This is a genomic window from Paraburkholderia tropica (assembly GCF_014171495.1).
Lineage (GTDB): Bacteria > Pseudomonadota > Gammaproteobacteria > Burkholderiales > Burkholderiaceae > Paraburkholderia > Paraburkholderia tropica.
The window spans coordinates 412,919-437,254 of the sequence record NZ_CP049138.1; the positions used below are offsets into that span (position 1 = coordinate 412,919).

At 60.4% G+C, this 24,336-nt stretch carries 25 protein-coding genes and 1 pseudogene; 10 read left to right on the forward strand and 16 right to left on the reverse strand.

All coding sequences use genetic code 11. The annotated features are described in order from the left end of the window. Positions 1 to 115 precede the first annotated feature (115 nt). From G5S35_RS39055 to G5S35_RS39080, 6 genes are all read right to left on the reverse strand, one after another. Positions 116 to 1,015 carry a DapH/DapD/GlmU-related protein gene (locus tag G5S35_RS39055; RefSeq protein WP_183040776.1) on the reverse strand — a complete coding sequence of 300 codons (900 nt, stop codon included), beginning with the start codon at positions 1,013 to 1,015 and terminating at the stop codon, positions 116 to 118. A gap of 369 nt (positions 1,016 to 1,384) precedes the next feature. Beyond that, complete coding sequence (locus G5S35_RS39060; protein WP_183040777.1) at positions 1,385 to 2,512, reverse strand: acyltransferase family protein; 1,128 nt, start codon at positions 2,510 to 2,512, stop codon at positions 1,385 to 1,387. Beyond that, positions 2,509 to 3,381: a class A beta-lactamase gene (bla, locus tag G5S35_RS39065; protein WP_237182022.1), complete on the reverse strand. Its 873-nt coding sequence runs from the start codon at positions 3,379 to 3,381 to the stop codon at positions 2,509 to 2,511. The genes G5S35_RS39060 and bla overlap by 4 nt, the downstream gene beginning before the upstream one ends. A 50-nt stretch (positions 3,382 to 3,431) precedes the next feature. Further along, positions 3,432 to 3,599 carry a hypothetical protein gene (locus tag G5S35_RS40155; protein WP_272904533.1) on the reverse strand — a complete coding sequence of 56 codons (168 nt, stop codon included), beginning with the start codon at positions 3,597 to 3,599 and terminating at the stop codon, positions 3,432 to 3,434. After that, the gene (locus tag G5S35_RS39955) at positions 3,557 to 5,098 is read right to left on the reverse strand and encodes a M56 family metallopeptidase (RefSeq protein WP_272904534.1); all 1,542 of its coding nucleotides are present in this window, start codon (positions 5,096 to 5,098) and stop codon (positions 3,557 to 3,559) included. The genes G5S35_RS40155 and G5S35_RS39955 overlap by 43 nt, the downstream gene beginning before the upstream one ends. Then, complete coding sequence (locus tag G5S35_RS39080; protein WP_074987102.1) at positions 5,095 to 5,478, reverse strand: BlaI/MecI/CopY family transcriptional regulator; 384 nt, start codon at positions 5,476 to 5,478, stop codon at positions 5,095 to 5,097. The genes G5S35_RS39955 and G5S35_RS39080 overlap by 4 nt, the downstream gene beginning before the upstream one ends. A gap of 208 nt (positions 5,479 to 5,686) precedes the next feature. Between G5S35_RS39080 and G5S35_RS39085 the strand changes: the two genes are divergently transcribed. Then, complete coding sequence (locus tag G5S35_RS39085; RefSeq protein WP_183040778.1) at positions 5,687 to 6,511, forward strand: hypothetical protein; 825 nt, start codon at positions 5,687 to 5,689, stop codon at positions 6,509 to 6,511. 279 nt (positions 6,512 to 6,790) lie between these two features. Further along, positions 6,791 to 8,488: an FAD-binding oxidoreductase gene (locus tag G5S35_RS39090; RefSeq protein WP_202035071.1), complete on the forward strand. Its 1,698-nt coding sequence runs from the start codon at positions 6,791 to 6,793 to the stop codon at positions 8,486 to 8,488. A gap of 572 nt (positions 8,489 to 9,060) precedes the next feature. Here the strand turns inward: G5S35_RS39090 and G5S35_RS39095 are convergent. The 3 genes from G5S35_RS39095 to G5S35_RS39105 all read right to left on the reverse strand — a co-directional run bounded on the left by G5S35_RS39095 (position 9,061) and on the right by G5S35_RS39105 (position 11,917). After that, a complete protein-coding gene (locus tag G5S35_RS39095) occupies positions 9,061 to 9,924 on the reverse strand; it encodes a class I SAM-dependent methyltransferase (RefSeq protein WP_183040780.1) in 864 nt (287 codons plus the stop codon). Positions 9,925 to 10,062: 138 nt separating this feature from the next. Then, positions 10,063 to 10,863, reverse strand: coding sequence for an SDR family NAD(P)-dependent oxidoreductase (locus G5S35_RS39100; RefSeq protein ID WP_183040781.1), 801 nt, complete (start codon positions 10,861 to 10,863; stop codon positions 10,063 to 10,065). A 160-nt stretch (positions 10,864 to 11,023) separates the two neighbouring features. Beyond that, entirely contained in the window at positions 11,024 to 11,917 is an 894-nt protein-coding gene (locus G5S35_RS39105; protein WP_183040782.1) for an NAD(P)/FAD-dependent oxidoreductase, read from the reverse strand. A 180-nt stretch (positions 11,918 to 12,097) separates the two neighbouring features. Between G5S35_RS39105 and G5S35_RS39110 the strand changes: the two genes are divergently transcribed. Together G5S35_RS39110 and G5S35_RS39115 are read left to right on the forward strand one after the other, a co-directional pair. After that, positions 12,098 to 12,730, forward strand: a complete 633-nt coding sequence (locus tag G5S35_RS39110) for a TetR/AcrR family transcriptional regulator (RefSeq protein WP_183040783.1) — start codon at positions 12,098 to 12,100, stop codon at positions 12,728 to 12,730. Next, positions 12,718 to 12,837, forward strand: a pseudogene (locus G5S35_RS39115) (IS5/IS1182 family transposase); the annotation flags it as partial. The gene G5S35_RS39110 and the pseudogene G5S35_RS39115, both read left to right, overlap by 13 nt. Positions 12,838 to 13,346: 509 nt before the next feature. Here the strand turns inward: G5S35_RS39115 and G5S35_RS39120 are convergent. After that, complete coding sequence (locus G5S35_RS39120; protein WP_183040784.1) at positions 13,347 to 14,288, reverse strand: LysR substrate-binding domain-containing protein; 942 nt, start codon at positions 14,286 to 14,288, stop codon at positions 13,347 to 13,349. Between the two features lie 81 nt (positions 14,289 to 14,369). Here G5S35_RS39120 and G5S35_RS39125 point away from each other — a divergent pair, with 81 nt between their 5' ends. After that, positions 14,370 to 14,768 carry a nuclear transport factor 2 family protein gene (locus G5S35_RS39125; protein WP_183040861.1) on the forward strand — a complete coding sequence of 133 codons (399 nt, stop codon included), beginning with the start codon at positions 14,370 to 14,372 and terminating at the stop codon, positions 14,766 to 14,768. A gap of 215 nt (positions 14,769 to 14,983) precedes the next feature. On the opposite strand, the gene G5S35_RS39130 is transcribed toward G5S35_RS39125, so the two are convergent. After that, the gene (locus tag G5S35_RS39130; RefSeq protein WP_183040785.1) at positions 14,984 to 15,397 is read right to left on the reverse strand and encodes a winged helix-turn-helix transcriptional regulator; all 414 of its coding nucleotides are present in this window, start codon (positions 15,395 to 15,397) and stop codon (positions 14,984 to 14,986) included. Between the two features lie 93 nt (positions 15,398 to 15,490). Here G5S35_RS39130 and G5S35_RS39135 point away from each other — a divergent pair, with 93 nt between their 5' ends. Continuing rightward, on the forward strand, positions 15,491 to 16,450 hold the full coding sequence (locus G5S35_RS39135; RefSeq protein ID WP_183040786.1) for an aromatic alcohol reductase: 960 nt from the start codon (positions 15,491 to 15,493) through the stop codon (positions 16,448 to 16,450). A gap of 366 nt (positions 16,451 to 16,816) precedes the next feature. On the opposite strand, the gene G5S35_RS39960 is transcribed toward G5S35_RS39135, so the two are convergent. Genes G5S35_RS39960 through G5S35_RS39145 form a run of 3 tightly spaced genes read right to left on the reverse strand, consistent with a single transcriptional unit; the run spans position 16,817 to position 18,438 of the window. Continuing rightward, positions 16,817 to 17,413: a DMT family transporter gene (locus G5S35_RS39960; RefSeq protein WP_272904536.1), complete on the reverse strand. Its 597-nt coding sequence runs from the start codon at positions 17,411 to 17,413 to the stop codon at positions 16,817 to 16,819. Next, positions 17,365 to 17,793 (reverse strand): DMT family transporter, encoded by a 429-nt coding sequence (locus G5S35_RS39965; protein WP_272904535.1) that lies wholly within the window; start codon positions 17,791 to 17,793, stop codon positions 17,365 to 17,367. The genes G5S35_RS39960 and G5S35_RS39965 overlap by 49 nt, the downstream gene beginning before the upstream one ends. Positions 17,794 to 17,823: 30 nt before the next feature. Further along, a complete protein-coding gene (locus G5S35_RS39145) occupies positions 17,824 to 18,438 on the reverse strand; it encodes a LysE family translocator (RefSeq protein ID WP_183040787.1) in 615 nt (204 codons plus the stop codon). A 118-nt stretch (positions 18,439 to 18,556) separates the two neighbouring features. Between G5S35_RS39145 and gcvA the strand changes: the two genes are divergently transcribed. After that, the gene (gcvA, locus tag G5S35_RS39150) at positions 18,557 to 19,453 is read left to right on the forward strand and encodes a transcriptional regulator GcvA (RefSeq protein ID WP_183040788.1); all 897 of its coding nucleotides are present in this window, start codon (positions 18,557 to 18,559) and stop codon (positions 19,451 to 19,453) included. On the opposite strand, the gene tnpB is transcribed toward gcvA, so the two are convergent. After that, on the reverse strand, positions 19,344 to 19,682 hold the full coding sequence (tnpB, locus tag G5S35_RS40420; protein WP_183040789.1) for an IS66 family insertion sequence element accessory protein TnpB: 339 nt from the start codon (positions 19,680 to 19,682) through the stop codon (positions 19,344 to 19,346). The two genes, gcvA and tnpB, sit on opposite strands and share 110 nt — an antisense overlap. Next, positions 19,679 to 20,113, reverse strand: a complete 435-nt coding sequence (tnpA, locus tag G5S35_RS39160) for an IS66-like element accessory protein TnpA (protein WP_183040790.1) — start codon at positions 20,111 to 20,113, stop codon at positions 19,679 to 19,681. Before tnpA ends, tnpB begins: the two co-directional genes overlap by 4 nt. Before the next feature lie 91 nt (positions 20,114 to 20,204). Between tnpA and G5S35_RS39165 the strand changes: the two genes are divergently transcribed. The 3 genes from G5S35_RS39165 to G5S35_RS39175 all read left to right on the forward strand — a co-directional run bounded on the left by G5S35_RS39165 (position 20,205) and on the right by G5S35_RS39175 (position 24,227). Continuing rightward, a complete protein-coding gene (locus G5S35_RS39165) occupies positions 20,205 to 20,393 on the forward strand; it encodes a hypothetical protein (protein WP_183040791.1) in 189 nt (62 codons plus the stop codon). Positions 20,394 to 20,874: 481 nt separating this feature from the next. Continuing rightward, entirely contained in the window at positions 20,875 to 22,485 is a 1,611-nt protein-coding gene (locus G5S35_RS39170) for a putative bifunctional diguanylate cyclase/phosphodiesterase (RefSeq protein WP_202035072.1), read from the forward strand. A gap of 470 nt (positions 22,486 to 22,955) precedes the next feature. Beyond that, positions 22,956 to 24,227: a phosphatidylserine decarboxylase family protein gene (locus G5S35_RS39175; protein ID WP_237182024.1), complete on the forward strand. Its 1,272-nt coding sequence runs from the start codon at positions 22,956 to 22,958 to the stop codon at positions 24,225 to 24,227. Positions 24,228 to 24,336: the final 109 nt, after the last annotated feature.

The following is a 24,336-nucleotide window of genomic DNA, read 5'->3' on the forward strand; positions in this document are numbered from 1 at the left end:
GTTGAGTATGCAAACTGCATGAGTCGGCACGCGGCCATAAGCGGCCGACTGGGGACGCCAGCACAAAGCGGTCATACACTAGCCGCGCAAGGGATTTTCAGGCAAGTCACGCTGTTCAGTCGTTACTATGCAGGCTCGTATTCAGACCGCCCCAGCGGGAAGAATCTGTCGGCAGCACCTCGACTGCACCGGTCTGGCTGTTTCGACGGAATAGCAGGCTGGATCGACCGGACAACTGCCTTGCCGGCACGACGTTGCCGTCGGGCAACTTCACTTTCGTACCGGCCGTGACATATAGACCGGCTTCGACGATACACTCGTCTCCTAGCGAAATGCCTATGCCGGCGTTCGCTCCGAGCAAGCTTCGTTCGCCGATTGAGTTCCTGCTTTTGCCCCCGCCCGAGAGCGTACCCATGATGGATGAGCCCGCGCCGACGTCCGAATTTTTCCCGACAGTAACGCCCGGCGTCACACGCCCCTCGACCATTGACTCACCGAGGGTGCCCGCGTTGAAGTTAACGAAACCCTCATGCATCACAGTCGTACCACTTGCCAGATGCGCTCCAAGTCTCACGCGATCCGCATCGGCAATCCGCACGCCCTCGGGCACGACGTAGTCAGTCATGCGAGGAAACTTATCTACCGACGACACTGTCAGGTGGTGGTATTCGGCTGCTAACCGGTCCCGCAGATCTTCAATATTTCCGGGGAAAACAGGGCCTGCGGATGTCCATGCAATATTGGGCAACAGGCCAAAAATACCGTCGAGATTGACTTCATTCGGCTTAACGGCCCTTTCAGATAGCAGGTGCAATCGCAGGTACGCATCCTCCGTAGAAATGGGTGGGATTTCGAGCGACTCAATCACTACAGCAACGACATCACCAGAAATGATCCCAACTTTCTCGGCGAGACAGCTCCGCCCTTTCCCGCCACCGGTAGCCGGAAACCAGACGTCAATAGTCTTGCCCGTATCAGTAGCTCGATACCTGTGGCCGGTTCGCTCGATAGCCATAGAAGGTTCCTCTTTCGAAATGCGAAGATTGATCTGGAAAGACCGCCTGCGAAGGCGGTAGCATGCAACCGATAGCTCAAGGCATCATAGCTGAACGTTCACTGGATCCGGACGGGCGACACCTTGCGAATGTCTGCTTCAATCTCGGATGATAGTCCTCTCCGGGTCGCACTCAGCCGTTCGCTCAGCATCGATGTTGTTTTGATTCATGCAAAGCGCATGAGGCGGTAGGCGGCCAAACGCGGACATTGGCGGTGGTAACGGGACCGGCCGCACCCCGACCAGAACCAGTCGCTCAGCCTCTGCACCCGATTCGAGCTGGGGGTGTTCGATGTCAGGTTGATCCCGCTCGCAGTATTCGCTTTTAGGTCAAGATCTTCTCGGAATCAGCCAATGGCGCACAATGCGACTCGACGGCTCAGCGTACATTCGCGCGATGAATACGCTCAGACAGGTAGAAAGCAACAGATAGCCGACCAGAACCACCAGTTTCTCGTCACCCGCCACGCCGGAAGGCGGGAAAATCGTGCGCAGCAGGCCCAGCACGATAAGGTGAAACAGATAGAGTTCATAGCTAAGCCTGCCGAACCCTTCTAGCACTGTGGACACACGCGTGCCTCGTACTTTTGATTCGTCCAGCCGATCACTCGCGCCCAGTAGCAAAACCGCAGTGCCGAAGGCCATTGCCGTGACACCGAACACGTTGCTTTCGCGGATCGGCCAGTACAGATAGACAAACGTCATGGCCAGCGCCGTCGGCCACGCCAGCACGCTCCACGCGCGGCCACGCCACACGTCGCGTCTTGCTAGCAGCGCCGCGCAACATCCGGTGGCGATTGCGTCGAAGCATGCGAAATACGCGTAGAGATAGCCACCCTCGTCGCCTTGGTGCAGGAAACGGTAAGCCGGACCAACGAAAATGCATGCGAGCCAGAAAGCAACGAGCTGCGCCTCCCTGCGAAACGCGAGACAAAGCAGAGGAAACGAGAGGTAGAACACCTCCTCGACGGAAAGCGACCACAACACGCCGAGTGCATAGTTGGTCCATCCGTGCGTCCCTATGAGCATGTTCATCCAGAACGTCAACGAAGCCAGGTTCACAAGCCAGAATGAAACCGGCGTGCCGGCCGGCGAGTGGTTCTGGAAGATGGCAATGCCAGCCATTGCAAGCGCGTTCACCACAGCCAGCAGCAGCAACAGGCACGGAACGATGCGCGCGATGCGCAAGCCGTAGAACACCCTGACATCAACATGACCGAGTTCGGACCAGCGGCGAGTTGCGTTCGCCGTTATCAGATATCCCGAGATCACAAAAAACATCGTGACGCCATAGTTGCCGTTTCGTGCAACAGCCCGGACCGCTTCCCAGCCGAATACGCGCGACAGAAAAGTGTCGTCGAGCCGATAGGCGATATTGAAGTGGTGAAACAGTACGAGCAGGATGGAAACGCCACGGAGTAAATCGATCTTCCGGTTTCGCGTGGGGGCCTCGGTCATGCCGCGCTCGTGGCCCACTGCACGAACGCCGTGCCCGCTGCGCGCAAAACGGCCTCGCGCGCTTCCATGCTGACGCCAGGCGCATCGTAGTAGGCAGCAACGAGCAACGGCGCGCGCCCGGGCGGGCGCACGAGCGCGTAGTCGTTGGTCTCGCTTTCGACGCTGGTGCCGGGCCGGTCGGCGGCCTGCCAACCTGCGGGCAGCACGGCGCGAATCCGGTTGAGCCCCGGCTTGCAGTCGGCCATGCCGCGCTCCAGTTGTGCGCGAGAACTGGCGCTCAGGGCATCACCAAGCAGAAGGCGCTGCGCCGTGGTGGCGATGGCCTTCGGCGTCGTGGTGTCGAGCACGCCGCGATAGCGGTTCGACTCGGGCTCATAGCGGTCCGAGCGCGTGACTGTATCGCCGAGTCCGCGCACGAACCGGGTCAACGCCGCGGGACCACCGGCGCTGCGCATCAACAGGATAGCGGCCGTGTTGTCGCTCTCCACGAGGACTGCCCGGCAGAGCGCGTCGATCGACAACGCACCCCGCGCGACGTTGGCCTTGGTCACAGGCGACGTGAAAACAAGATCCTTCTCCGTGTAGTGAACGAGCCGATCGAGCCGCTCTGCGCCGCCATCGACGCGGGCCAGTATCTGCGCTGCGAGCAATCCCTTGAACGTGCTGCACATCAGGAAGCGTTCTTCGGCGCGGTGGCTCAGTGTGCGGCCCGAGCCGGTATCGATCGCAAACACACCGAGGCGGCCTCCATTGCGCCGCTCGATATCGGAGAATGGTGAATCGGCTGCACGCAATGCGGGAGCCACGCCCATGCCGGCGAGCAGCGGTAAACCAATCAACAGCTTTCGACGCGTGATCGAGTGAGTCAAGGTCAGGTCCACTTGGACAGAGTGAGGAAACGCGGTGAGCGCGCCGAACGTCAAGCCAGCTTGTGGGCGAGCAGGAGGCGACGGATGTTGATCGCGTCGCGCGCAGGGAACGCAGCCGGCCCGGCGTCCAGAAACACCATCGTGACGCTGTCCCGAACCGAGCGCAGCCGCATGATCAGGCAACGTCCGGCCGCGTCGGTATAGCCGGTCTTCGACAAGGCAATGTCCCAGCCCTTTTGCCCGACGAGCGGATTCGTGTTCTGGTACTCGACGAGCTTGCCGTCGACGTGTTGAGCGGCGAGAGGCCGGTTGGCTCTTCGATCGTCGTGTGCTTCAGGCCGAGCGCAGCAATCTTGGCTCGCATCGCGGCCTGGAACGCCGGGTAGCCGCCGGGATAGTCATGCGCCAGCGCATATGCCGCGCTGTTATTCGACGACATCAGAGCGAGTTGCAGCACTACATGAAGGGGCAGACTTGCGCCGACCGGCAATCCCGTGCGGCTGGGCCGCAATGCTTCGGCGTCGCTGGCGTCGATGCGAATGGTCCGGTTCATATCGGGCCGGGCATCGAGCACGACCATGGCGGTCATCAACTTCGTCAACGATGCGATCGGCACGATATCGTCCGGGCGCTTCTGGAACAGGACATGACCGGATTTGTCGTCGATCACCACGACGTGGCTCGATGCGAGCAACCCGGCAGGCACGATGCCCGCCGCGGGTTGCGACACGGGCACCTGCCACAGTGTCTGCGCCGTCACGCACAACGCGACGAAGCAAACCGTGATGGCCGGGACGCACGCGACCCAGTGCGGCGAGGGCGGGACGGGGTGGCAGAGGCGTTTGATGCGGTCCAGCAACTGGCCGCCCCGCGCCGATTGCGCGACTCGCGCGTATCCGGCACTCGACGATTGAAGCGCGTCGAGCTCCTCGAGCGCAAGCGCCAAACGCCGAGGGTTTTGAATGAGCGTGCCGGCTATTTGATCGGCGACGCATTCCCGCTCGATACGAATCCGGTGCGACAGCCACCACACTGCCGGATGAAAAAACAGCAGCGCCTCGATCACGCTTTGCAGCAGATTGACCAGATAGTCGGCGCGCTTGATATGCGCGATTTCGTGGGCAAGCACCGCTTCGAGCAGATCGGGTGGCATGCGCGTCAGCAACGCAGCCGGAACAAGCACGAGCGGTCGCCACCAGCCGATCGTCAGCGGGCTTGCGAGATGCGTTGCCACGCACAGCGTCACCGGACGCGACAGCCCGCAACGCACGGCAAGCGCCGACATGTAGTCCTGCCACCGGGGATCTGGCCAAGCGGGAAACGCGTGTCCGATCCGACGTACCCACAGCAAGCCGGCGGTCAGCCGGCACGACATGGCGGCGACACCGACCAGCCATGCCGCAACCAGCCAGGGCAGGACGTTCTCAATCGTGAATGTATCGCGTGTGTGCTTCGTTGGCACGATGAGAGAATCGGTCGCGCGAAACCAGCCAGATGGCCGCGACGCCGCTTCGATACCGCGGTACGCATCGAGCACTGGTATCGCGAGACACAAAAGAAGCGAAAGGCAGAGGAGCGCATAGCGACGTTGCGGACTGGCGTTACGCATTAGCCGCAACGAGAGCGCCGTTGCCACGCCGATCAAGGCACCCTTCCATGCGAAGCAAATGAGCGCCCAGCCCAATGCCTGAACAAGCGTCCAGGCAAATGGGCTCATCGCTTATCTCCATGGAGAAATTTGCGAATTTCCTCTCGTTCCTCCTGACTAACGTGCTTGCGCAAAGCGGCCATGACAAGTGCCTTGCCCGAACCCGAGAACGCCTTGTGGATCAGTTCCTTCAGCAGGCTGGTTTGCAGCATGTTCTGGCTTTGCGCGGGCGCGTAGACGTGGGAACGCTCACTTTCGTCGCGCGTCAGCAGCCCCTTCGCATGCATGACCTGCATCTGGCGCAATACGCTGGCATAGGTAACGTCCGCACGTTCCTCATGCATGGCCTGATGGACCTGCTTGACGGTGGCGGAGCCGATTGGCCATAGAACCCGCAGGAGTTCGAGTTCAGCCGCAGTCGGCCTGGTCGCGGCAGTAGCTTTGGTCATGACGACACCTTCGAGCAGAGACGGGATGACGTAGAGTAACTTGTCTAGACCAAATTGTCTACGCAGACGTGGTCGTGTCCTCACGGAGATCTTTGCCCAATCGGCGATTCGTTGTACCCTCGCCATTCGTTCGGCGATTTCAATCCAAGCCTCACGTTTTCCGCAAAGTCGTCGTAAACCCGCTTACAGGACAAAGAGAGAGGAACGAATGAGCGCGCCAATTACGTTGGCAAATTCGAACCCGGTGGCATTGGGCCAAAGCCAACTCCCGCTGGGTTCTCCCGGGTTGATGCAGTCTTCGCCAGCCACGCAAGCGTCGCCGACGCAAGTTGCTGTGACTGTCGTTGACCCGTCTGTGACAGCGGCTCGCGTTGCAAAGTATCTGGATGCTTTGGGCGCCCCGTTGAAAATGGGAAACGACGCGCGGAACATCGCTAACGCCCTGACGTCCACAATGCAGTCAGTCCTGTCGCAGAGGCCGGACCTCGCCAATGCCCACTTTGATTTCCATTCGAGCAACGGCTCGATCGAGGTCACGTCCAAGGACCTTGGCGCAAACGATATAGCGTGGCTTCAAGGCATGCTTAACGGAAACGCTTCACTCGTCGCTTCGGTTAACGCTTTTCATAGTGACGCGGTTAGCGGCTATGCAAAGTGGTCTGAAGCGGATGGAACGCCGCTCACCGCATCCCAGTCCGACGCGGTTAGCGAGAAAGCGGACGCGCTCGGAGGGTTTATGTCGCTTTTCCAGTCGCTTGGGCAGGATGCGCAAAAATATCAGATGAAGGACGGCGATTACAAGCTGGCCGACGGGAGCAAGATGGATCTCGGCCAGGATCCGACCACCGCAGCGGGCTTTTTGCTGTTCGCGAAGAGTGCGCAGGCTGCTGAAAATGGTACGTCGACCTTCGTTTCGACATCGGGCAATACGCTTTTCGGCGGCCGGATGAGTGTCTTTCAGAATACTTCGGTGATCCCGAATTTCTTTCCGCCTTCTGGGACCAAGTCATTGGGATTTTCACAGACGGCCTGAGCATCGCGGCCCACGCATCGAGGTAGGCATCTCATCTATGATGTTGCACGGACAACCGAGGGGCGCTTTGACCTTTTGGTAACGGCCCTTGGTTACCCGCTCGATTGAAGCCTGTCGGGCCCGCTCCTGGTTCCAGAAAAGATGGTTCTCGAAGCTGATTGTCGCTCGATAAGGAAATGAGACGACGTGAAGAGACGTTGCCTGCTAAAGGGTGTTGCCGCTCTGCCATTGCTTCCCACTGCCACGATCTTTGCGGACGTGACTCCGGTCGTGGGTGTCATGGGCCGCATCCAGCCTGGTGATCCTGCGTGGCCAGAAGCAGAGGAGTGGCGGGCGCTGAGTCGCGCAGTGGGTGGAAATTTGTTGCGACCCACGACGGTCTGGCAGACCTGTGCGGAAGCACCCCACACGCCCGCTTGTCTTGCTCGCCTTGAGGAAGCGCGAAACCCGATCGCGCTCGGCGACGATCCCGGCGGCACCCAGATCTCAGGCTGGCTCGACGGATGGACACCCCGCGCGAGCGCCTACGCCGTGGCCGCCCGTTCTACGGCGGACGTGGTTGCCGGCATCAATTTCGTCCGCCGACATAATCTGCGTCTGGTGGTGAAAGGCGGGGGGCATAGTTATCTGGGCGGCTCGAACGCGCCGGATTCGCTTTTGATCTGGACACGCGCGATGAACCGCATCGAACTGCACGACGCCTTTGTGCCGCTGGGCTCCTCGATGCCGCCCACGCCCGCTGTGACGGTCGAGGCCGGCTGCATGTGGATCGACGTCTACGCTGCCGTCACCACTCAGGCGGGGCGATACGTCCAGGGCGGCGGTTGTGCGAGCGTGGGGGTGGCCGGCCTCGTCCAGGGCGGCGGTTTCGGGTCGTTCTCGAAGCGTTATGGATTGGCGGCCGCGAGCCTGCTCCAGGCCGAGGTCGTCACCGCTGACGGCGTTGTCCGCACGGTCAACGCATCGCGGGAGCCCGATCTTTTCTGGGCGTTGAAAGGCGGAGGAGGCGGCAGTTTCGGTGTACTGACCAGGATCACTTTGCAAACCCACGATCTGCCTGAGCACTTTGGCTGGGCCGAATTCACGGTCAAGGCGTCATCGCGCGAGGCATACCGTCGGCTGGTCGAACGGCTCGTCGATCACTACGCCGAAAACCTGTTCAATCCACAATGGGGTGAGCAGCTTGTTTTCCGCGAAGACGAAGTCCGCGTGTCGATGGTGTGTCAGGGCCTCAACGAAGAACAGGCCCAAGCGGTCTGGGCGCCGTTCACCGATTGGGTCCGCGCCTCACCGGCAGATTTCACTTTAGATGGCGAACCGCGGATCGGCGCCGGTCCCGCACGCCGCTGGTGGGATCTCAAGTCCAACCCGGGACTGGTGCCCGACCCGCGCGCCGGAGCGCCCGCCCAGCACGGTTGGTGGCGAGGCGATGGAGACCAGGCCTCACTATTTCTGCACGGCTACGAGTCGCAATGGCTGCCCGCGACGCTTCTCGAACCACCCCGGCGCGGCCAGCTTGCCGGGGCGCTTATGGAGGCCGCCCAATTTCAGGCCGTGGAACTGCATTTCAACAAAGGACTCGCGGGCGCCCCCGCGGAGGTGAACGAACGGGCACGTCAGTGCGCCATGAATCCGAAAGTTGCCGACGCGTTCGCCCTGATGATTGTCGCCGCGGGTGGTCCGCCGCCGTTTCCGGGGCTCCCGATCACACGGCCCGACATCATAGAGGCGCGTCGCCAGGCCGAGCGTGTAGCGAAAGCTGCGGCCGTTCTTAAAGCATTGTCACCACAAGGCGGCTCCTACCTTTCGGAAACAGATTTTTTCCGCGGCGATTGGCGCGAAGCGTTCTGGGGGACAAACTATGCGCGCCTGAAAGCGATCAAGAACCGCTACGACCCGGCGGGATTCTTTTTCGTCCATCACGGGGTCGGCAGCGAGGACTGGAGTCCAGACGGCTTCACGCGAGTGCATTCGTGAGATTTGGAAGGTTCGTTCATCGAATCGCGGCGGTCGCGCGTCGGCCATCTAAAGCACGGACTGTATGCTCGCCCGGGTGCGATCGCAGTTGACCCGCAGACGGCCGGCACCCTCGCCAAGAGTGCTCGCAGCTTCCGGGCGGCGAGCTTTCCAAAGATGTGCGTGGGCCAACCAGGAACTCACGCTGCAACCCGCTTCGGCTCCCTAGCGACCCTCTGCGCTTAGGACGCGCTGGACCGTTGGTCTAACCATCACGCGCTCGTACCATGGGCGGGAAGCCCGAACGAAAGGCCGTGTCACGTGTGAGCTAAAGTCAGTTCGCGGAGCGCGCCGTGCGCATCGGAACTTTGAGCGACTGTTCTTTAGGTGCCTCGAGACATACGAGCAGCGACCTTGACCGGCGGCTTCGGGTCGGTTTGGTGCATTCACCACCGGGCAGAACCCGGCCAATAAGGGCCCTTCGTGCCGACTCTACGAACGTCGGCTCGCCTCCTCAGAACGGCCCCTGACTATCTGAGCGGCCAAAGACGCCCCGCTCCACCGAGCGGGGGCGACTCCCCTGTTAATCCCTGTCAGCTTGCCGGATTGCGTGCCATGACGATCCACGCAGCGCCGTTGATCATCACCGACCGTTCGCCGGGGAGGCCCGCGAAGGCGGCACGAACCGCGGCCGAGGCGCGCGCGCGGATGTCGTCAGGCTTATCAGCGAGCGAGCGCGACAGCGGGCCGACCTCGAGCGTCATCTTCACCGCGTCGTCGATCGCAGCGTCCCGCGTCCCGCCCTCGCCGAACGGGACGGAAGCATCGAAGGGCGCGATAGCGATATCGGTGAAGCCGGCCGCCGTCAGGATGCGTGCCACGCGACCCCGGTCGCCGAACGAGAATGGGCCGGGCGCTTCGGGACCGGGCAGCGCGCTCGGCGGGACGATGCCCTTGAGCGCGCCCATCGGCAGGCGCACCCAATCGTTCTCGGCCGCGCCGCGCCAGCAGACGAAAGCGACCCGCCCGCCCGGCCGCAGCGCGCGTCGCATATGGACGAACGCCGCTGTCGGATCGTCGAAGAACATCACCCCGAAGCGCGAGAACAGGACGTCGAACGCGCCCTCGGGCAGCTCCGCGCTGCTGGCGTCGGCCACCTGGAACAGGACCGGCGTGTCCTGTGGCGCAAGCGCGCGCGCCCGGCCGATCAGCGGTTCGGATATGTCCACGCCCAGCACGTGGCCCCCCGCGCCGACGCGGGCGGCCAGAGCCAGACTCGACGCGCCTGCGCCGCAGCCGACGTCCAGCACGCGCTCATCCGTCATGGGCGAGGCGGCTTCTATCGCGGCCTGGCCGAACACCGCCACCATGGCGTCAAGCCGGGTCTGGTTGGCGACCCAGCGCTCCCCGCTTTGACCATTCCAGTCGCCGACCTGATAGGCATTTTGCTTTGCCATGTCATCTCCTTGTTCCGATTCGTTCTCAACTAACTCCCCTCTGTTCTAGGCAAAGGGCAGCCGAACCGATGCCAAAGCGCGCATCGCAGTCAGAGCCCCCGCTTGTTCGAGGAACCCCGCACGCCAGCGCTCCAGGCGTTACGCGTCCACTATTCTTTTCAACGTAGCCCTTTGCATTGATCGCGGCGTCAGACGATTTGAAAAGGCTGCCAGCTTGTTCGACAGGCCCGCGACCACCATAGCCTTTCCTTGCAACAACGCCCGAATACCGCTCACGGCGACCGGACGAGGCTTCATGGTGAGGAGGCGCAGCAAGGCCGATGTGGTTGCGCCGGCTGCCTCATCGAAGCCCGTCGCGGTGTGCCCCGGGCAGAGAGTGGTAACAACCACACCATGCGGGCGCAGTTCGTCGTGCACGGCCTCGCCAAGGGCGAGTACATATGCCTTGGTTGCAGCATAGGCCGCGTAGCTGGGAACGGCCTGGAAGGCCATGAGGCTAGCGACGAGAAGTATGTGTCCAGATCGCCGTTTGCCCATATCGCGGCCGAAGAGATAGGTCAGCTCCGTGAGCGTCGTGATGTTGAGCTGGATCATGTTCGCGGTCCGCTCGATCGGCGTTTCCAATAAGTTGCCGTGCAAGCCGTATCCGGCATTGTTCAACAAGACGTCGACGGTCACCGACCTCGCGTCGAGACTGCATTTCAAGCGGGTGGCCGCGCCAGGCGAGGCAAGATCGATCGCCTCGACCAGCACATGCACCCCGTATTTGCGGCGGAGATCGCGGGCAAGCTTTTCCATCGACTCCTGCCGTCGGGCCGCCAATACGAGATTGACCTTCTGCGCAGCCAGTAGATCTGCGAATTCAAGGCCGAGGCCACTCGACGCCCCAGTGATAAGAGCCCATTTTCCGGCGAAGCTGTTCATTGGTTCTTTCGACATTGTTCTCTTCCTCAACTCTTTGATCAGCGAATGGGGCTCAGCCGCATTCCCAATCGGAACACCCGCCTATCCTTTCGATCGGCGACGGTTTCGCGAACCTGTTCGGCCGCCGCATCCAGAAGGGCGTGGTCGATCTCCCCCCGGGATGGAATCTGTGCTCTCAAACCACCATCGATTGCTGGGCGAAGATGCCCGCCATCGCGCCCTGCGATGATGCTTGAGTGACCGAGGGCAAGAACGGTGTGGCGAGGTCGCCGGCGGCGTAGATTCCGGGCATGCTGGTTTGGCGGCGCTCGTCGACCTCGAGGACGATGCCGGTGGGCGTATCGACCGTGGCGAGGCCCAGTGATTCATGCAGGCTTGCGGACGGCTTATTGCGCGGATGGGCGAACAGGACGTCGACCGCGACGTTGCGGCGGGTATCGAGATTGACGGTGGTGATATGGCCGTTCTGGTGGGCGATCTCGACGATCCGGCCGTCGACGAGAGGTATGTTGCGGCGCGCCAGGTCGGCCTGGATATCGGGCGCAATGTCATGACCATCGGTGAAGATAGTCAACTTGTCAGTCCAATCGCGGAACAGCCTGGCAGACTGGTACGACTGCGGGCTGGACCAAACGAGGCCCCAATGCTGGCCGGCGACTTCAAAGCCGTCGCAATAGGGGCAGGGCACGATGGACGTGCCCCAGCTTTCGGCAAAGCCCGGAACATCAGGCATCTGGTCGGCGACGCCATAGCTCAGGATCACGCGGCGCGCCCTCAGGCTTTCGTGATCGTCAGTGACGACGCAGAAATCGTCGATGGCGCCAGACACGCTCTCGGCCCGGGCATTGACCAGCCTGATCGCGGGATAGCGCGACAGCTGCTGCCGCGCCTCGACCAGGATGTCCAGCGGCGGCTTGTGATCGTGGCCGAGCAAGCCATGCGAGTGGCCGGCAAAGCGGTTGCGCGGCCGGCCGGTATCGAGAACGGTGACCTTGCGGCGGGCACGGCCGAGCTGCAGGGCGGCCGCGAGGCCGGCAAAGCTGCCTCCGATGATGATGACGTCATCCATGCTGATGGGCTCCGTGTTGTGGATGGTGGGGTGGGCCGGGCGTGGTGTGCAATATCGTCCGGCGTCCAAATGAGGTTTCCCCGGGCCGCCGGCGATATCGCCTACCCTTGGCTTGCACATTACGATACTGCGTGGTATCGTAATCCACGAATTTGAATACTGTCAAGTACTGGAATTGTCGTGACCGAAAATAGCCAGGGCCGGCGCGGCCGGCCCGCCAACGAGGCGCTTCGCCAAACGATCGTCGACGCCGCCTGCGAACTCTTTGTGGAATTGGGGTTTCAAGCGACGACCATGGACAAGGTCGCCCAGCGGGCGAAGATATCCAAGCTCAGCATCTATCGGCACTTCGAGAACAAGGAGGAGCTATTCAGCGCGGCCATGGCCGCCCACTGCCGTCAATTTGCACCCCAGGCCCTTTCTGAAGGCGTCGACGGTTCGGCCGAAGATCAGCTCATGGCGGTGGGATCATCCTTGCTTCGCACGCTGTTGAGCCCGGACGTCCGCAGTGTCGAAGCCATGGTTTTGGCCGACAAGACGAATCAAAAGTCGTTAAGCAAGCTTCATTACGAAGCGGGGCCCGCCCATGTCATCGCCCAGATCGAGGCCGTGTTGCGTCAGTTGCACGCGAAGGCGATTCTGAACGTACCCGATGCTCTCCGGTCCGCCCGCTTGTTTGCCGCGCTTTTCAAAGGATCTGATCTCCTGCTTATCGCACGCTTCGATGAGGCGAGAGCAGAGGACGACAACGAAATCGAATCCTATTGCCGGTCGGCCGTCGCCATGTTCATCGCCGCGCACGGTGGCATCTAAAGGTGCGTCGCGGCTTGATGAAGAACCCGCAGCAGTTGCACACGCTGTTCGCCCCAAGCAACCTATGGATGATGCGTGGACGACTGACGCGCGAGGCCAATGCGTGAGCGCAAAAAGCCGTCCGCGCGGGCAGGCAATCGACGCCTTCTTTGTGCCGAACGTCGCGCTGCATTCGAGCCAGGTGCCGCACCGCTTGCACCGCATCGGCTCTATGTTGATGGCTCAGTGCTGCAAAACGAGTTCTGAATACCATCCCTAGGCGTCGCGGAGCACTTACGACCAAGCTTTGACGCACGCGATGACTTCTGTCGATTCCAAAGCAGACCTTGACAGTGCGTTGGCGATTGGCTCCTAGGGGTCGCCTGCTGGCATGCGCGTCAGGCTGTAGACGGCCATTTGCGGTCGTTCGGCCGCGCTCTCGGGCAGACATTCGAACGTCAGTTCCGCTCAGCTATGAGACTCTGCCCTGTCGAAATGTGCCGTCCTGTTTCGGCGGCCCGATTGGCGATGCGCAACGTGATCATCGAAGATTTGAACATTGGCATTGGCGGTGTTCGCGCTCGCGTCGCCTGCTGACTGTGAAGTCGCAGTACAGGACAATTTTCCGCGGTAACAATCAGTCTTCCTGCGCCAGCCGAAACAGGACGTCAGCGAGGGCGCGAATCTTGGACTGTACGGCTCGTTGGGATGGATAGACGACGAAGTACGACAAGCCGTTTTGCACCACGTCCGCAAAAGGCGTCATCAGTGTTCCCGCCCGCAGGCGATCCCTTGCCATCCGGGGATCGCCGATTGCAACGCCATGCCCTTCCGCCGCAGCGGTGAGCGTCAATTCGAGGGTATCGAAAACGAGCCCGCGGCTCGCGTCGATCTGCCGTGCCCCAACGCTTTCCAACCAGCATTGCCACTCTTCATGGCCGTGCCCGGGATGGAGCAATGTGACATGAGCAAGGTCGGCCGCCGAGCCAAGCGATGTAGCCATTTGGCGTGTACACATCGGTGTGAGTTGCTCGGCGAACAAAGGAACCGCATCCATACCCGCCCACTGCCCGGTCCCACGCACAACGATGGCGTCGACGTCAGGTGCAGTGAAATCCGGTGTATCGTCCGCCGATGTGGAGATGCGAAGTTCTGTTCCAGGCAACGCGTGTTTGATATCTGCCAGCCGTGGGAGCAACCATCGAATCGCGAACGTGGATGGCAAACGCAGGGTGACGACAGGCTCTGTCCTGGTGTGAGTGTCTGCATGTTGAACGAGTTGCGTGAGCACGCTTACGGCCACGGTCAACAGTTCGCTTCCTTCCGCAGTCAGCGTCAGCCCCGACGCATGGCGCACGAAAAGTGCACACCGGTAGTGCGATTCTAGTTGCTGGACCTGACGGCTCACCGCGCCCTGCGTTCGGCACAGATGGTCAGCGGCTCGGCTGATGCTCCCGAGTTGCCCTGCGGCGACGAATGACTGGAACGCTGTCAGCGGCGGCAGCGGCCGCGTAAGGTCGGCCAATGGATATGCACGGTTTGCATACCCGGGTTGCGGATTTTTCGATTGTTCGGTCATCAGTGCATCGCTATCTTGCCGGTACCGGATGCGCGTCCGTTCTAATGCGCCGAGTTGTCAACGAATGATCGGAGAATGAAGATGGCCTCATCGTCGGAAGCACTATACACCCAGCAGGTTCGCAACTATCTCGCGGAGTTGGAGCGCGGCGATGTCGGGGGAATCTGCGCGTTGTTCACGCCGGACGCTCAGGTCTTCTCGCCGTTTCTCGGCTGGATGCACGCCGCGCCATTCTTTACGAAGGTCAATGCAGCGTCTGGAGAAAGCAGAATAACGCCGATCGACATCTGCGTAAGCACGAGGGGGGCTCGACGCGCGACCGGTTACTTCGTCTACGACTGGGGGCTAAAAGATGGATCCGCGGTGCGTTTCGAGTGCGTCGATGTTTTCGAATTCGACGACAATGGGCTCATCGAGCGGATGATCATCGTCTACGATACCCATCCGATTCGCAGTACGGTAGGTGACAAATACGCGTAGCCGAATCGATGTCGCTCGGCACCGAAGGCTGGCGTTTGCGAAGGGCTGGCGCCGACTTCAATCGCCTCCTGCTCGCAGGGGATTTATCGATCGCGCCGATGGCCGCCGGGCGTTGAAGCGCGGCACTTCCTGCGCGGCCGCCATCGTCCGCTCAGCCGAGGGGCTCCAATCCTTCCCCCTGCCAGGCAACAGGGGGCGAATCAACAGCCGGCAGGCTACGAGTTTGCGTCGCGGTGCTGGCTATCGAAACTCCGCCTCGCCTCCCGGAAGCGGTCCGCGTTCTCGACGATCCAGGTCCACAGCGGGACCATGCGAACGAGCAGGTCCATGCCCGTGTCGGATAACTCGTATTCGACCCTAGGGGGCACTTCTTCGAAATCGTGACGGCGTACCAGGCCGTCACGTTCGAGTTGGCGTAATGTGCGCGTCAGCATCCGCTGTGTCACCCCGTGCATGCGCCTGCCGATTTCGGCATGGCGCAGCCTGCCGTACACGCCGAGCGTGTGGACGACACCGAGCGACCAACGATTTCCGGCGTGTGCGAGCACCTCCCGCCGCAGCCCGTCATCATCGTCTCGCAGGCCGTCGCATACGGTCTGCGAATATCGGAGAAGTTCGTCTAGATCCAACTATTTGGCTCCCAGTATCATGCATGTACCTTCTTTCATACACGTCCATGCAACGCTAGACTGCGGCAACGCATTCCTCAGTAAGGCTAGACGATGAACCAGACAGATCTTAACGCTACGTCTCAAAACATTCTCGTGCTTGGTGCCGGCGAACTCGGCCTCCCGGTACTACGCAATCTTGCGCGCCGGGCTAAGGACGTCGACGGTGCGAAGATCAGCTTGCTGCTGCGCCCAAGTACAGTTGAGTCCAGTGCACCCGGCAAACGACGAGATATCGCGGAGATCCGAGGTCTCGGGATCGAGATCGTCGTAGGCGATATTGTGAAGAGCTCCATTGATGAGCTCGCGGCACTATTCGCGCGATATGACACCGTAATCGGTTGCACGGGGATTACCGCCGGAATCGACACGCCGATGAAGCTGGCGCGAGCCGCCTTGCAGGCGCGAATCCCGAGATACTTCCCATGGCAGTTCGGGGTCGATTTTGACGTAATCGGTCGCGGCAGTCCGCAGGACATCTTCGACGCACAGTTGGACGTGCGCGAGTTGTTGCGCAGTCAGCACGACACGGAGTGGGTCATCATTTCGACCGGCATGTTCATGAGCTACCTGTTCGAGCCGGAATTCGGTGTCGTCGATTTGCAAAACGACGCAGTCCACGCGCTGGGCAGCCTCGACACAGCCGTGACGCTGACAACGCCCGATGATATCGGTGCGCTGACCGCCGCGATCGTGTTCGCCCAGCCCCGCATCCGGAACGAGATCGTGTATCTGGCCGGCGACACCGTGACTTATGGGGAGGTTGCCGACAAGCTGCAAGCGGGCCTCGGGCGGCAGTTCAGCCGTTCGGTGTGGAGCGAGCAGTATTTGCTGGATGAGCTGGCGCGCGACCCAAACAACATGATGCGCAAGTATCGTGCGGCCTTTGCTCAAGGGCGAGGTGTCGCATGGGACAAGAGTGGGACGTTCAACCAACGCCACGCCATTCCGGTAACCGACGTGGCATCGTGGATCAACACAAACCTTGTTTCGGGCCGCGGCGAGTTATCGTGAGTCCGGCCATCTAGGCAAACCGTATCGAGGGCCAATCTCCCGAGCAGAAAGCCGGACTCCGGCCGATAGGTGCGAGTTCCTGCTCCTGTATTCCGTACTGACTTCAGCCGAATTCTGCTCGGCGAAGACGGCGTGTGAAAGCAATGTGGCCGCCGGCTGAAGTTGCTTGTCAGCGGTCGTTGAGAGGCTGAGGATCGGATGACGGGTTAGGGTCGCGTGCTGCCGGTCACAGGTTGGGAAGGCCGAAACTGTGTATGCAAGTTGCATGAATCGGCACCCGGGCAGTTCGAGACATTCGCTTTCACTGCTCCACGGCGCTCACGCGTCGCTTCTGTGCCGGACAGCGACCGTTCAGTTGAGATTCAACTAATGAGCGGTCTTCCGCGTGCTCATCGTCAGTACGAGTCCGGCGAGGACGAGCAGCGCGCCGCCTATGAATGACGCCCCGAGCGTATCGCCAAACATCGCAGACGCCGCGACGATGCCGACCAGGGGTTGGAGGTACTGAACGCTCGCGGCGACGCGAGCCGGAACGACGCGCAAGAGGTTTAACCATAGGAACAGACCTGCAACAGTCACCACGACCCCCAGATACACGGCGGCTGCAATGCCTTCCGTGGTGACATGGATCGGTACATGCCTGATTTCACCGATACTCCAGGGTAGCAACGCGATGAAACCGAATAGCGTGCTCCAAGCCGCCACTGTGCCGGTACCGTACGCATTGGTCAGTTCCACGCTCCAGACGTAGTAGAACGCAATCGCGACAGCGGATAGCAGAAGCCATCCCGCTCCAGTCAGCGTCGTCGCGGTAGCTGCTGCGCCATGACCATGCCCAAGCGCAACGAGCGCAATCCCTGCAAAGGCGGCAAGCAGGCCGATTCTCTGCAATGCAGATACGTGCTGCCTCAGCCTTAAGGCTGCGAAGAAAACGATGAATAGCGGAATGGTGGCGGAAATGATCGTGCCGACGGACGCCGACGTACCGGCGACGCCGAAGGTCTGGGCAACCTGCCCCCCCCGATGCCAAGAACGCCGAGCGCAGCCACTCGTGGCACAGCCCGCCAAGGCAGCGCATGACGCCCCACGGCAAAGACCAGCAGAAGAGGAACTGCCACGGCAAACCGGAATGCCGTCAGCGTCAATGGCGGCAACGTCTGCAGCCCCAGTTTCGTCACCGGAATCGACAGTCCCCACATGACTGCGAGCAGCAGCATGGCGGCGAGACTTCCCGGCGTCAGTCCGGCCATGCTCTGTGCGGACGCATCCTGACCGAGGCCGGTTCCCATGGGCGATAAAAAGCTTTGGCTGGACATCGGAACTTTGGAGGAAGAAAAGTTCAATTGGCACTCCTGACCAGAGGCGACATGATTTTACACATGGAGCGGTAGCACGGCGCCAATTGCCACGAAGATGCCTCCGCAGACGCAATTGAAGCGCCGCCCAGCTCGACTGAGCCACGGACGGATTCGGTTGGCGGCGAATGCAAAGACGCATTCGGCAGCAAATTCTGTGACCGCATATGTGGCGGCCACGATCACAAACTGGACGACGAGGCTCCGCTGGGCATCGATGAACTGAGGCAGGATTGCGCTGAAGAAAAGAAGCCCCTTGGGATTCGTGGCAGATGACAGCGCGCCCTGTCGCACAAGCGACCATGGTCGTACCTCACTGGTGACTTCCGGGGTAGCCGCAACGGCGATCGCGGGCGACCGCCACACCTGGACGCCCAGCCAGATAAGGTAGGCTCCACCAACCAGCTTGAGGACGGTGAGCCAGATGACCGAAGCCTTGATCAGCGCGCCGATACCGAACATGCAGAGCGCAATAACAGCAATGAAACCCACAACGGCCCCTGAAATGGTGAAGAGCGTCTTTCGACTACCGTACATCGCACCGTGCGTCAGCGCGAGCAGCCCGTTTGGGCCCGGGGCCAGCGACATTCCAATAGAGGTCACAAAGAAGACGAGCCATGTATGGAACTGCATGTTTTCCTCTGAGCACGGAACGCAGAATAAACCAGTCTCAAATGTTGGCGTCCGCAACGACAATTGACAAACCATTTATCGTCATATAATGCATGAGTTAGACTCATGCGTTGATCTCATGTTCGACCGACTACCGCCGTTGCAAACCCTCCGCGCCTTCGAGGCGACAGGACGCCTGCTGAGCATGACGCTCGCAGCGCAGGAACTGCACGTAACTCAAGGTGCCATCAGTCGCCATATCAAGACACTTGAAGACGATCTCGGGGTCACCTTGTTCCAGCGATTGACCCGACGGATTGTGTTGACGGAATCGGGTGCCGAACTGCTGCTCGCTGTTACCCGCCTTCTGGGCGAGCTGACCAGAGAGGCCGAGCGCCTTCGTGCTCAGGACAGCGTCACGCGCATGACGATCAGCACCAGCGTCTCGTTCGCAAGCAAATGGCTCGCGCTCAGGCTGCACCGCTTCAAGGCGCTGCATCCCGAACTCGATGTTCATCTGGACGTGACAGACATAAACGTCGATCTGCAAGATGGGAAAGCGGACGTGGCGATCCGCTACGGCAGTGGCCGCTATCCGCGCGCGCTAGCAGAGCGGATCATGGATGAAACCGTCACGCCCGTGTGCAGCCCGGAGTATCAGGCCAGGACGAAGGGCTTGCCGTCCGTCGACAGCTTGTCCAGTTGTACCCTGCTGCACGAGGACAGGATGTTGGCGAACTGGGAACAGTGGTTCGCGCTAGCGCAGGTAGACAAGATCCGCACCGGCCGGGGTCCAGCATACAGTCATGGCAGCATGGCCATCGAAGCGGCGATACGGGGGGAAGGTGTCGCGCTGGGACGGAGTGTGCTGGTCGCCGATGACATCGCGGCAGGGCGGCTCGTCGCGCCATTTCCGCATTACAAGCTCAAGGCGGAGCGAGGCTACGACCTCGTCTATCGCATAGGCGGTCGAGATCATCCCAAGGTTTGCGCACTGCGCGATTGGCTTGCTGACGAAGTCCAGCGTCCGGCATAAATGCCTCTGTCGATCGAAGTCGGTCATAGAGGTGGCCACTGCTGGCAACGGATCGGGGTGACCGAATTGGGTCGGTTGACGCCCGTTGCATGAGAGGCCGCGTGTGGCCCGAGAACGGATCACGTCCGAGTGTCGACTGCACCAGCGCGGCAAGACCATCCATGCCGCGGCGCATATCGGTAATGCCCGCTGCCAGCCATACGCGGGTACCGCTGGGCGCAGCGATCATGCTGGCATCAGGCAGCGCAGCACGAGGCGCAACTGCACTGGATCGATCATACCCGTGACGCGCACACGGGCACCGTTCAGTTCAATCTCGATGCCCGACGCTGCCGGCACGCTCTCGCGACGTGGCTCGACAAGATGTAGTGCCAGCGACGCCGGTTCGGCCTTCTCGTCTGTCGGTACATCCGGCAGCGCGACGGGCAGCAACACCGCCGTGCCATGTGTTACCCCGTCAAACAGGCCCGCCCGCAGTTGCCGGCGCCACTTGAACACCATATTGGGATTCAGTCCGTGCGCCTGCGCGAGCTTGGCCACAGAAATACCCGGCTCGCTCGCCGCGACTGCAACTTGCCGTCGGTACTCCGGTGCGTAATTCGGTCGCCCCTTGCGGTTCGATGGTCTCGCATTCCGTGTATCCAAAGTAGTCCCCACCACTTGAAGTAACGGACATCACTTTGGACACCGGGAACAGCTCTGTCCATGCGGCCTTCAAATGACGCTTACATCCATACCTCCGGCGTCATCGATGAACACTACCGACGTATTGACGACAGGATCGAGCTTTCATGCCGACTTCTATGAATATGCTGCGTCGCTGATCCGCCGCGTCGCGGATTCCGTGGAAGAAGGACTGAACGCCGACGGCAGTCCGATCCTGATTGCAACGGAGCCGCATTTGCCGCTCTACGGGCGCACTCGGGCGTTCGTAGCGTGACATCTTTTTGCCATCCTTCCCGAAATTTTCTTCACGATGGACGTCGTCTCTTAAGCATCCCTTAAGCTGAGAGGCTATACCTTACGCAATAATTTGTACTATTCAGTTAACTGTTCCGTCACCAAATCCCTTTCCCCGCCGTAGTTTCATCCCCGAAGATTCACGGCTTGTGCTGGCGCAAACCGGCACTTTTTATCGCGCTTTTTTCGCGTCCTAATTTCGACGCGAACTACGTCTCTCAGGTTCTGTTTTGGCTCGCTCCACGCAGAACTTTTGGCCGCATATCAGCGGCCATTTTTTTCTTTGAAGAGATCGCGAGCGCGCCACGCCGACGAAGTCGACAAAGCCTCGCCGTTGAGCTTGGCTTGACTGACGCCGTCGTGACGCGAAGAGCATAAGACGGCACCACTCGGAGTTTCCGCACTACAGTGATGTGTGTGCGTGCCGATAACATGATGAGGTAATCACGGCTTCATCCGGCATGCGTTCTCTTCCACGGAAAATATACCGACACGTAGGGATTTTAATTGCGACGGTGCTCGCGACGGTCTTTGCATTATCCTGCGCCTGGGAATTCAAGCTCGAGGTTTGGATGATGCATGCGCTTGGCATCGACTACGAGCAATCTTTTGAGTCCGCCGAGCGGTGGCGCTTCATCCTGACGTCAACGGCATTCGCCGCCATCGCGCTGATCATCCCCTCAATCTGGCTGAGTAGGTCATTGCGCATCCAGAAGGACGGATATCTGGCTCTACGACGCGAGCAGGCGTTAAGCAATGAGCTCGCAAGACACGATCCACTTACGGGGCTGCTTAATCGGCGCGTATTCCATGAGCAACTAGCTGCCGCGCTAGAGAGGACGCCTTGCACCGCTGCCATTTTTCTTATCGACCTCGACAGGTTCAAAAGCATTAACGACAGCCATGGCCATGCGGTTGGCGACAAGGTGCTATGTGAGGTTGCGCAGCGCCTCAGCGATATCGGGCTTCAATCGAAGACTTGTGTGGCCCGAATTGGCGGGGACGAATTCGCGTTACTCGTCGACGACGATAACAAGCGGAGTCTCTCTGCGTTAGCAAAGCGTATCCTGACCAGCCTTTGTACCCCACTAGAATCGCTGTCAAACAAGATCGTGGTAGGTGCGACCATCGGGATAAGTATCGCGCCTATCGATGCCGTGCACCCCGACACGCTCATGCATTGTGCTGACCATGCGATGTACCGGGGAAAGAGAGCCGGGCGCGCTACGTTTCACTTCTATGATCCGAGTTACGAGGACGCTGAGAAGCCTGATAGCGAGTTTGAAAGCGATCTCATACTTGCGCTGAAACTAGGCCGGATAGAACCGTTTTTTCAGCCAGTCGTCAACCTGCCTGGCCGAATAGTCGTTGGGTTCGAGATCCTGGCCCGTTGGCGTTGTCCTCATCGTGGCCTCCAGATGCCGACAGAATTTGTTCCCGTCCTCGATCGCCTCGGCCTCATCCCGGAAATGACGTTTCTGTTGTTAAAACGGTCAATCGTCTGCGCGGCGCAATGGCCTGATGAGCTGGTACTTGCAATCAACGTCACCGCGTCGATGCTAGAAGATGCGGGTTTCGCAGACCGGCTGTATGACGAAATTATCGAGTTTGGATTTGCGCCGGCCAGGCTGGAAATTGAAATTACGGAACAGGCGCTTGTCTCCAAGCTCTCGGTGGTGCGGGACAACCTTTTGAAGCTGCGGTCATGGGGCATAAGTGTTGCGCTCGACGATTTCGGGACTGGCTATTCCGGGATCTATCACCTGACTCACCTTGCGATCGACAAGATCAAGGTCGACCGCTCGTTCCTCGACTGGACGATAGCCGGACACGAAAAAATTGTGTCTGCAGTCCTGGGACTTGCGAGTAGGCTGCAAATCAAGACAACCGCTGAAGGTGTCGAGGACGAAGACGTGTTTCGGTGGCTTTGCACCCAGCCCTGCGATTTCGCGCAGGGGTATCTGTTCGGTAAACCGATGCCGGCGAACGACGTCTCGGCTCTGTTCCAGAACTGCGACGATGCCCCGGATCCGCAGCGCGAAAAACGTGCGAATGTCAAGCTGCAGGCATAGCAACCCGGTCTTACGAACCGCGGCGAAACGCGCGTAGCAATACCGGCAATGCTATCGTCCACACGTCCGAAACGCGACGCAAGTCATCTCTCTCAGGTTCTGCTCAGGCTTGCTCGATGCAGAACTTTTGGCCGCCATTCGCGGCCTTTTTTGAGCGCGACGAGCAGTAACAACCTGCTGGTCGCGAAGAAGACCACGCGCATGCCGAAGTGAGCGCCGACAAAGCCGCCGACGAGTGGACCAACTACCTGCCCGGCGAACTGAAATGACAGCGAATACCGAGCAAGCGTCGTCCTTCATTCAGCCGTATTGATATCGAGGATGAGAAACTTCGTAGGACCTCGCTCCGCGTCGATGCCTTCGAGACGTTTCCAATCCGGCCGCACTACATCGCTTCTTCGGACAGGCATGCGCAATGCGACCACCCTCGTCACGCCTCTGACCTACCTACGGAAGTCGCAGGAGACTCCATGCACACAGTGCCGGACATTCGCCGCTCCAGCGGAGCGAACATGCAGCCCAAGCGCCGGCTTGGCAATTGGATGCCGCAACAGGAAGAAGCTGCCGTGGCATTCCGGCGCAGGCTCGCGCAAGCGGCGCGCGAGCGCGGCCGAAGCGAGCCGATGACGGGCGTCGCGTGCGAGCTTCAGGCGCTGGTTGAGGGCGATAGCGTGCTGCGCATGAATCTCTCGCGAGCAATCGACGAAGCGCTTGCCGCGGGCTTCGAAACCGCTTACGCCAATTTCGACGAATTGATTTGCATCGTCGATTATCTGATGGGCTACGCACCGCCGTTTAACGCCACCGTGCCAGTCGCCACGCCACTCAATCTGGTGCTCGACTGGCCAATGTGCATGCCGTCGGGCTACGCGGTGTTTCGCGACCCCGCCTTCAATGCACAACTGCGCAAGCTCCTCACACATTGGTGCGGCTTTTTGAGCGGTCCGCATTCGCGCACCCATCTCACGACCGCCGAACCCGACGGATGGTTCAGCGAGCGCGCGCAGCACAAAATGCAGCTCTCCGATTATCTCTGCGATCGCACGCAACAGCATTGGGGGTTTGCATCGTGGAACGACTTTTTCACGCGGCGTTTGCGCGATGACGCAAGGCCGGTCCATGAGCCGTCCAATCCCGCCGTGATCGTCAACGCCTGCGAAGCGTCGCCTTATGACGTGAGCGAGGACTGCCAGCTGCACGATCGCTTCTGGATCAAGGCGCAGCCGTATTCGCTACGCGAAATTCTCGCGGGGACGGATCGAAACGTGGTTGAGCGGTTCGTCGGCGGCAGCGTTTATCAGGGCTACCTTAGCGCCTTCAACTACCACCGTTGGCATGCCCCGGTCGCGGGGACAATTCGCGAAGCGTACAACGTAGATGGCACTTATTATTCGGAACTCGAACGCGAAGGAACCGATGCACGCGGACTGAACGATTCGCAGGGCTACACCACCGCCACCGCGGCACGCGCGATCATCGTGATCAAAGCCGACGAGCCCGCGCTTGGCAAGATCGCTTGCGCGTTCGTCGGTATGGCCGAAGTATCGTCGTGCCGCATCGCCGTCACACCAGGACAGCATGTGGTTAAGGGAAGCGAACTTGGCTTTTTTCAATATGGTGGTAGCACCTACTGCCTGATCTTTGAACCAGACGTGATCCGGTCGTTCGAGCCCGGTCCGCCCTTTCGGGATGACTCACCACCACTGAAAGTGAACTCCCTTCTCGCGCATGCGAGGCCGTAGGCAATTTTGCAGGAACGCGACCGCATAGTCAGCCAACGCCACAGGCTCCTCGGACGCACGAGATCATCGGTGACATTGAACACGCAGCGCGGGACACCAAAAAGCCCTG